Annotated in this window: 8 protein-coding genes and 1 pseudogene; 6 read left to right on the top strand and 3 right to left on the bottom strand. The window is 34.9% G+C overall.

Translation table 11 applies throughout. The annotated features are described in order from the left end of the window. From EKM64_RS08860 to EKM64_RS08835, 6 genes and pseudogenes are all read left to right on the top strand, one after another. Window positions 1–447: pseudogene (locus EKM64_RS08860) on the top strand (IS30-like element ISLpl1 family transposase); the annotation flags it as partial. After that, the gene (locus EKM64_RS08855; protein WP_225420991.1) at window positions 448–1152 is read left to right on the top strand and encodes an ATP-binding cassette domain-containing protein; all 705 of its coding nucleotides are present in this window, start codon (window positions 448–450) and stop codon (window positions 1150–1152) included. It abuts the pseudogene before it with no gap. Next, a complete protein-coding gene (locus EKM64_RS08850; RefSeq protein WP_125677737.1) occupies window positions 1145–1906 on the top strand; it encodes an ABC transporter permease in 762 nt (253 codons plus the stop codon). The genes EKM64_RS08855 and EKM64_RS08850 overlap by 8 nt, the downstream gene beginning before the upstream one ends. Then, on the top strand, window positions 1903–3003 hold the full coding sequence (locus EKM64_RS08845) for a sensor histidine kinase (RefSeq protein WP_125677735.1): 1101 nt from the start codon (window positions 1903–1905) through the stop codon (window positions 3001–3003). Before EKM64_RS08850 ends, EKM64_RS08845 begins: the two co-directional genes overlap by 4 nt. A 1-nt stretch (window position 3004) precedes the next feature. Further along, on the top strand, window positions 3005–3610 hold the full coding sequence (locus EKM64_RS08840; RefSeq protein ID WP_125677733.1) for a response regulator transcription factor: 606 nt from the start codon (window positions 3005–3007) through the stop codon (window positions 3608–3610). A gap of 570 nt (window positions 3611–4180) precedes the next feature. Continuing rightward, window positions 4181–5527 carry a uracil-xanthine permease family protein gene (locus EKM64_RS08835; RefSeq protein WP_125677731.1) on the top strand — a complete coding sequence of 449 codons (1347 nt, stop codon included), beginning with the start codon at window positions 4181–4183 and terminating at the stop codon, window positions 5525–5527. A 137-nt stretch (window positions 5528–5664) separates the two neighbouring features. On the opposite strand, the gene EKM64_RS08830 is transcribed toward EKM64_RS08835, so the two are convergent. The 3 genes from EKM64_RS08830 to EKM64_RS08820 all read right to left on the bottom strand — a co-directional run bounded on the left by EKM64_RS08830 (window position 5665) and on the right by EKM64_RS08820 (window position 9538). After that, a complete protein-coding gene (locus tag EKM64_RS08830) occupies window positions 5665–6489 on the bottom strand; it encodes a Cof-type HAD-IIB family hydrolase (protein ID WP_125677729.1) in 825 nt (274 codons plus the stop codon). 72 nt (window positions 6490–6561) lie between these two features. Then, the gene (gene aroA, locus EKM64_RS08825) at window positions 6562–7860 is read right to left on the bottom strand and encodes a 3-phosphoshikimate 1-carboxyvinyltransferase (RefSeq protein ID WP_125677727.1); all 1299 of its coding nucleotides are present in this window, start codon (window positions 7858–7860) and stop codon (window positions 6562–6564) included. 166 nt (window positions 7861–8026) lie between these two features. After that, on the bottom strand, window positions 8027–9538 hold the full coding sequence (locus tag EKM64_RS08820) for a YfcC family protein (RefSeq protein ID WP_125677725.1): 1512 nt from the start codon (window positions 9536–9538) through the stop codon (window positions 8027–8029). Window positions 9539–9554 lie beyond the last annotated feature (16 nt).

Genomic DNA, 9554 nt, shown 5'->3' with positions numbered 1-9554 from the left:
GTCGTTGGTCCTCGTGGGCATAGTAAGGCAGTTTTATTAACTTTAATCGATCGAAAATCACGGTTCCTTTGGGCATACCGGTTAAAAGATCGGACGACAGCGACTGTTAATGAAGCACTAACTAAGTTCCTAACCACTTTTAATGGTCCGGTGCACAGCTTTACTGTGGACCGTGGCACTGAGTTTAGTGGGCTAGTATCACTTGAATCACAATATGGTATTAAGACCTATTACTGCCATGCTTATACGCCAGCTGAACGTGGTAGTAATGAACGCTTTAATCGGAATTTACGTTATTTTTATCCTAAAGGGACTCGTTTTGAGCACATTAGTGCTCAAGATTTAACGACGACGTTACTCCAAATTAACCAGCGACCGCTTAAAATACTCAACTGGCAAACACCGTATCAGGTTATGCTGACAAATTTATCCAAAAATTCGGATTAAATTTGCAATCTACCTAATGACAAAAACTTCAAGGAACATATTGGTGTAATGATGCAACAAAACATTTCTATCACACGTATTACGGTCAAAGAAATATTGAAGCTTACTCAAAGTTATTATCAAAACCCATTAACATATGAAAAGATAATTGAATTGGCTGATTTAAATGATTTAGAAGATTCCAAAATGGACAAATTATCAGGTGGACAAAAGAGACGCCTCTCCTTTGCCTTAGCAATTGCTAGTAATCCCGACCTACTTTTTTTAGATGAACCCACTGCCGGAATGGACAGTCAAAGTCGTACTAAATTTTGGCAAACAATCACTGACTTGAAAAAGCAACACAAAACCGTCTTTGTTACTAGTCACTATCTAGAAGAACTAGAAACGATTGCTGATAAAATTATGATCTTACAAAATAAATCAATTAGTTTCGACGGATCAATCGCTCAACTACGCGCATTAGAAGGCGAAAGTATGATTGAATTCGATAGCAAACTCTTACCTGATTTATTCAAAGATATGCCTGAAATTATCGATTTCAAAAAAGTTGGTGATCACTATAAATTTACAACTAAGAATGCCGAATTAATTATCGGTCAACTTACACCATACCTAAACGCCATTAACAACTTAAAAGTTCAACAAAATTCGTTGGACTCATTGTTTGTTAATTTCAATAAAGAGGGTGCTACTCATGAATAGCTTTATTTATCAGATCAATATCAACTTCAAACGAATCATTCTTCGCAACAAGCGGTTTTTCCTTTTCGACATGATGCTTCCCATAATATTCTATCTGCTATATTCAAAAGTATTAGTTAATGGCATTCCACAAGCGGATCTGAAAACATGGCAAATGAATTATTTGATCAGTATGATTATTTATAGCTGCTTATTAGGTTCGATCATCACTGTGGCCAATACATTGCTTGAGGACAAGACCAGTCATTTTGATATTCTATCAAGATTAACTCCCCTACCTCGTTGGCAATACTATTTATCTCGAATTTTAATTTTTATGTTACTCAATTTAATTTCAGCAATAGTTATTTGTCTAGTCGGAATATTAGTAAATCATTTAACCTTACAAATCGCAAACTGGTCATTAATAATCTTGATATCTGTCCTAGGCACTACTCCGCTCATCTTTATGGGAATATTAATTTCACTTGCAAATAATCCAGCTACGGTCAACCTTTTGAATAACATTGTCGTCTTCCCATTAGCAATAATCAGTGGGCTTTGGTGGCCAATTACCATGATGCCAAAGTGGCTACAATCAATCGGTAAATTAACTCCAACTTTTGAAATATCTAACATCGATCAATCTATCCTTCATGGTAAAATTATAAATAGTCATTACATCTTAGGAATCATCCTTTGGCTAATGATCATTGTTGTGATAACTTTACTCATAACTAAGTATCAAAAACATAAGGAGTTAATCATCGAATGACATTCTTAGAGAATCATGTTTTATTTCCCAAAAGATTTGGCATTATGCCGTATTTTTGGGCATTCTCCTTAATTGCCTTATCCAGTCAATCACTGTTCGAAAAGAACAGCTTTAACTGGATTTTATTTTCACTATTATTAATCTTTCTCAAATTATATCGAGATGGATATGAGATCAACCGCTTATTACCATTACAAATAGTAGGTCAATTAATTATCACAACTTACTTAGTCTATGAATATAATTTAGGAACATTATTTATTTTTACAGCCTGGGAAATTGGTTCACTACCATTTAAAAATAAGCAATTCTACAGATATACGGCTATTTACTTAATTTTCAGTATTCTTTGTATCTCTGGAAATATATTAGTCAACTTCAAGTCATACGGTATTTACGGAATAATCATTACTGCAGTGTTTGCAGTAGGCTCCCCTTTTGCTGCCAGATCACTTGGAAACAGTTATCGAAGAATGTATCGTTTGAAACAAAATAACAAGCGATTGGAAACAATAATTAAACAAAACGAACGGGAACGAATTTCCAAAGACCTGCATGATAATCTTGGACAATCATTTTCTTTAATAACTTTAAAAGCCGAATTAGCTGATAAACTAATGGATAAGAATGCTGAACAAGCACGTCAAGAAATCAAAGATATCGCTGCCACCTCTAGAGATGATTTGAGTTTAGTTAGGCAAATAGTTAGTGACCTGAATCAGAAGTCAATTGCTGAAGCAATGATCGAAGAAGAAAATAATTTAAGAATTGTAAATATAATTCAACAATCAAATAATGAAAAAGTATCCGCTACTTGGCCAATCAAAATTCAAAATGTTTTGGCGGCAATTATCAAGGAAGCATCAACAAATATCATCAAATACAGTAAAGCGCATACAGCCACATTTGATTTTGGTCAAGATCATGATTACTATACTTTAGATATTAGTGATGATGGTGTCGGGTATAAAAAGGTCCGAAAAGATTCATTCGGATTAACGGGGATATCACAGCGTCTATCTGATATTAATGGGGTTATAGATATTAGTTCGGATCACGGAACCATTTTAAAAATAAAAGTAAAAAAGGCAGATTAGAATGACGACAATTTATTTGGCAGAAGATCAGGAAATGTTAAATACAGCTTTGGCAACTTTACTAGGACTTGAGGATGACCTTGAAGTAATTGGAACAGCAACCGATGGTCAAACTGCCCTATCTGAAATTATTTCTAAAAAACCGGAGATTGCCATCCTAGATATTGAAATGCCAAAGTTATCCGGACTCGATGTGGCTGAACAAATAAAAATACTTGATCTTCCAACTAAGGTAATAATTTTAACAACTTTTGCCAGAGCAACCTATTTTGAACAAGCAGTCAAAGCTAATATCAATGGCTACTTACTAAAAGACAATCCAACTGATCAGCTGGTCAAAACTATTCATGAAGTTTTAGATGGGCAAACAATCTTCTCACCAGAATTAGTAACTACTATTTTATCTGCCGAAAAAAATCCTTTGACCAAACGAGAACTAGACGTCTTAAAAGAGATAAAAATTGGTAAAAATAGCAAAGAAATTGCTAAATCCGTCTTTCTATCTGATGGAACGGTTCGCAATTATATTTCATCCATATTAAGCAAAACCGGAGCTTCCTCTAGGATTGACGCCCTGAATATTGCTGAAAAGAATAAATGGATCTAAAAAGGGAGCTGTATCTCACTTGGTTTTCTAACAACAAGTGAGATACAGCTCCTTTTATTTATTGTTTTAGGGTATACTTTCCCCTTGGGTTTACTATTCCAGGAGTAAGTTAACCTGATTGGTCAATTGTAGAAATACTGATTTACCTTATTAGATAGAACAAATCCTATATTAATTTTAATCTAATTATAATTTAATATTTGCTTCAAAATATATATACGACTTATATTTATTGCATTAGTATTATTAAAAAAAACAAAATACCGGCAATTTCCGAACATTTTACTCTTTATTATAGCTAATATACATGTTAGTCTATTAACTATTATCTTTTAAGGAAGTGTCAGATTATCACCTATCAAAGCGTTTACGAGGAGTGTAGTTCTTCAATGTCGTTTGACAAGGCGGATTTTACACCCAATGTTCTCACGTGTATTTTAATACCCGCGAATGAACCGGATTATAAATCGGTCAAGCAAACTGCGACTAGATCTACTCGAGGTCAGACAATCGTCCAGTTTGCCTTGCCCGATTTTTTTAGTTCCAAGATCATTTAGAGGGAGATACATAATGGAAAATAAAAGTAACCTTTTAGTGGGACCAGACGATAAAGTGGGCTTAGTTGAATCAGGATTCCTAGGTTTACAGCACGTTTTAGCAATGGATATTTATGTTCCACCAATAATATTGGCCGGAATGATGGCTATGAGCTTACCCGATCAAATGGGATTGCTACAATCAACCTTTTTAGCTGCCGGTATCGGCACAATACTGCAAACTTACTTCTTCATGAAAATGCCAGTCTCACAAGGGCCATCATTTGTCCCACTTGGTGCTGCTGCTGGGGTCGTCTTAGCCTCTGGCGGCGTTAAGGGCAATGGAATGGGAAATTTGATTGGTGCTTTATTGATTGGATCAATTATTTTGATCATTATGGGTGCCACTGGAATCTTTCAAAAAATTATTAGTAAACTTGTTCCAGCCCTAGTTGGTGGAACAATTATTACTTGCGTTGGATTATCTTTGATCCCTTCAGCATTGAATGACAATATTTTCAAAGCATCCGGCAATATCAATAATAATATTATCCTAGCTTCTATTACCGCTCTTACATTATTGATTGCCGTGGGTATTAGTATGCATTTTCCTAGTGTCCGCCGTTTCTTTAGAACTGGTTCAATTATTTTAGCGTTAGCTGTTGGTACGATTTTTTCTACTTTGATGGGAATTTTCGATTGGAAAACTGTTTCTGATGCAGCATGGTTCAGTCTTCCTCAACGTACTGTCTTCCACTATGGAATTCACTTTTCAGCCTCAGCAATAATTACTTTTATTATTATATATGCGGTCATTACGACCGAAACAACTGGTACTTGGTTTGCTATGGGTGCTGTCACAAATCATGAAATCAGCAAGAAACAATGGAATATGGGGATCATTGGTGAAGGTTTTAGTTGTCTGATCGCATCCTTATTGGGCACAACTCCAGTTACAGGCTATTCAACTAATGCTGGTATTATTTCTATTACTGGTGTTGCTAGTAAAAGGGTTTTCCTATTTGCTGGCATCTGGTTCGCCATTTTGGGATTTTTCAGTAAATTGTCTGCTTTTCTGGCTGCGATCCCTGCACCTGTTATTGGTGGTGTTTTTGCCATCATCTGTGTAACGATTATGCTCAATGGTCTAAACGTTATTCGTAATCTACATACAACTGACCGTGATCTCTACATAATCGGTTTACCAATAATTTTGACCTTAGCCTTAGTATTGCTACCAACCTCAGTTACTAAACAAGCACCACAACTATTACAATACTTATTAGGCTCACCGATTGCGATTGCTGCAGTTTCAGCAATTTTATTAAATTTACTAATGCCAAAAGTTAAAGAAGCTGTTTCTAAAACTAAAACCGCATAAACAAAAGAATTCGTGACCTAAATACACAATAAAATACAACTTCTCCCGTTCAACTACAAAAATATCCGTATTTACTATGTAAATACGGATATTTTTACGTTATATTTATAAATTGAACGTATTTGACACGCTCGTTTTTATTCATCAAATTCACCATTTAAAACACGTTCGATCATAAAGGAAACACCGTTATCATTATTATTCTTAGTAATGGTCCAAGATTCATCCTTAATTAAATCAATGGCGTTATCCATAGCAACACCATAACCAACACTTCTAATCATTTCTAAATCATTCCCATAATCACCAAAGCACATAAATTCAGTGATTGGAATATCCTCATATTCAGAAATTTTTTGCAATGCTGTGAGTTTTGAAACATCTAGAGCATTTATTTCAAAGTAATCACTACCTGATCTACTGACAGTGACTGGTAATGCTACTAACGATTCTATTTTCCTCTTCAATTCAGATAAACGTTTTGGCGTCGTACTAAAACAAACTTTATAAATTTTGAAATCATCATCGTCGTTAACTTCACGTAATTTTGTAAAATTCTCAGCTCTTAAATGATGTCGATCATTTCCTTCATAATATGCCGAAAAATTGTGATTAGGATCATAAATATATGAACTATTTAACCCATCTAAAACTACTTTAAATTCACTAAATTCTACTCTTTTAAATATTTCTTCAACAACTTCTTTGTCCATTGGAGCGTCCACAATTTTTTTACCATCAGGATCAACAACTACTGCTCCATTTAAAACAACTCGATAACCCGGTATTTTTAAATCTTTTGAAAAGAATCCATTAACAGAGTGCAATGTTCTGCCGGAACAAATGGCATACTTTATCCCCGCTTTTACTGCTTTTTGGATGGTTGCAATATTTTCCTCTGATATCTTGCTATAACTATTCAGCAAGGTCCCATCCAAGTCAGTTCCGATAAATTTAATCATTAAGTAACCCCTTACATAATTTCACTACCGTTATCATACGATAACGGTCACAAAAAAAGAAGTTCTTAATGCCTAAAAATTTGCTAATTTCTTCAAATCTGAAATAAAGTTAGGATATGAAACGTCAATTGCTTCGATATTTTTAATTTGAAATGGAGTCTTAGTTAAATTAGATGCGATTACCAGCATCATTGCTATGCGGTGATCCTTGTGACTATCGACATCATCTTTAACTTTAATTTTTTGATTACCTTCAATGACGATAGAAGCATCATTTATTTGCATGACGATTCCTAATTTTGCCAATTCTGTACGCATATTTCTAACTCGTTCACTATTTTGAAGATAGACATCTTGAACTTCTTCTATAACTGTCTTCCCTGTTGCCTGTGAGGCCATCAGAGCAATCAAAGGTATTTCATCAATAATTGTTGGTACCTGTTCAGCTGTGATCGTAGTGCCATGAAGAGTTTGTGTTCCTACAGCGATATCGCCGTATGGTTCGATATTTTCAACACGATTGGTAATGGTAATTTTTCCACCCATTTGTTCAATAACATTTAGAAGGCCAATTCGAGTTGGATTGAGTCCAACCTTACGCAAAGTTATTTGGCTATCTGTAGATAACATAGCACCGACTAAATAAAATGAGGCTGAAGAAAAGTCTCCAGGGATGGTCAGACTCTTCCCCTTTAATTTTGTATTTTTTGGATCAACTATGATCGTTTTAGAATTCATATTAATATTTGCTCCAAAATAATTAGCCAGTATCTCAGTATGATTCCTAGTTGCTATTTTACGAATAATCGTAGTTTTTGATTTAGCAAATAATCCCGCTAAGATCAATGCACTTTTAATTTGAGCACTAGATATCTCTTGTTGATATGTAATGCCATTTAAGGAACCACTACCAATAGTTTTTAACGGTAATGCCTCTTCAGAAGTCGCATCATACACAACTCCCATCTGTTTTAAAAGATCTAATAAACCATTTTGAGGACGTTTTTTTAAAAAATCTCCCCCATCAATAATGTACTCTTGTGGAACTGAGGCTAAAACTCCTAATAATAAACTTTCCAATTCACCAACATTGTGTATCTCTAATGGTTTATCAACTGAATTAAAATTATGATCAGTGCCTTTAATGATCATTCCTTTGGTACTTGGTTCAGAATGAATTTTAGCACCTAATTCTTTAAATATTCGAACAGTTGTAGCCAAATCTTCTGAGAAAGAAAAATTGCTAAGTTGTGTGACACCTTTTGCAATGGAACCAAACATAATGGCTCGATGCGCAATACTTTTATCTCCAGGAACAGTTATTTCACCATTTAATGAATATTTTTTAGGTTGTGTATTAAAGTTAAACATTTTACCAAACTTTCAAGGAAACTAAGTCCTTTCCTTTCTTATATAATTTGATATATCAATATTCTTATTAACTCTAAACTAACCAATTTCCTGATATAAAACAAATTATTAGCACTTTTCTGAAAGAAAAACACCGTAACCTAGAATTATGGCTACGATGTTATCATTATTGGAAATTAAAAATTGTACAAAATGCCAAAAACGCACAAGTGAAAACTATGAAGACTAACAATAGTTTCCAAATATATTTAAACCAAGTAACAATACTTACATGGCCCAATGCTAATGAACCCATAACAATGGCTGAAGTTGGTGTGACAAGGTTAACTAAGCCTGAAGCAATTTGATAAGCTGTAACAACGGTTGATCCTGGTACACCGGAGAATCTACCAATAGGTCCGATAATACCCATTGTCGAAACGGCCAATCCTGAACTTGATGGTATCAAGAATGACATGGGAATATAGAAAATATATGTCAAAATAATGAAAACTGATGATGATAATCCATGTAGACCAACCTCACCGGCGTGAAGAATAGTTGCTGAAATATAGCCATTATTCATAATAACTTGAATCCCACGGGCAATAGCCACGATCATAGCAACTTCAACGAAATCTCTAACACCATCCATGAAGGCCTCAATAAAGTCAGCCTCTTTCATTCTATAAATGGCCTTGATAACTAACGATGCAAAGAAAATCAGCGTAGTGATCTCAACAAAACTCCATGTACCAAATGGCACCATATCACGTCCAACAAATGAACCGATAAATGGCATACTGTTAAGCCACTTCAAAAAATCAGCAAAAAATGTCCACTTAGGATTTAATGTAGCCCAAGGAACCAATCCGATTATCATAACGACAAATGTCATAATAAAAGCGAATAGAACCCATTTTTGTCTCTTAGTTAATTCTGTTACCTCAACATCACTGGCTGCGACGAATTCTTTAAGATCTTTTTCATGACGTTCGTATACTAATGATTGATCAGGATGATCCTTCACTTTAGCAGCATAACGCATAACATAAATAATTCCGATGATCAAAGATAATACTAAGAATACTACTCTAGGCAGAATTCCCTGTCCCAACGAAATGTGAATCGTATCTGAAGCCACACCTGTCGCAAATGGATTAACTGTTGAACCCATACAACCGATCTGTGAACCGATCAAGGTTATTGAAATAGCCGTGATCGTATCATAACCAACACTTAACATAATTGGAATAACAATCGGAACAAAGGCAATAGTTTCTTCACCCATTCCAAAAACGGTCCCACCTAAAGCAAACAAGGTCATTAAAAATGGGATCAAATATTTTTCTCTACCTTTATATTTCTTAGCAGCCGATCCGATCCCATCAGCAAAAGTATTTGTTCTATTAACAACTCCTAAAACACCACCAATAACCAAGATATATAGTGATACAGGAATTGCTCCATCTGTTGTTTTAGTACCTATCATTCCGTTTATGGGAGCCTCAAAAATATCCCATAGTCCCTGAGGACTGCTACTTCGGCTTCGGTAAGTCCCGGCAATAACGTTGCCTGCCTTAGTAGTAGCATATTCTCCGGCTGGAATGATCCAGGTTAAAATTGCTACAAGAATTATTAGGATAAACAATATGGTAAATGCCGAAGGCATATGCCATTTACTTTTTGTTTCCTGCATAAAATATCTCCCCTTA

It is taken from the genome of Companilactobacillus keshanensis (assembly GCF_003946205.1).
Taxonomy (GTDB): domain Bacteria; phylum Bacillota; class Bacilli; order Lactobacillales; family Lactobacillaceae; genus Companilactobacillus; species Companilactobacillus keshanensis.
This window is presented reverse-complemented; position numbering and strand designations above follow the sequence as displayed.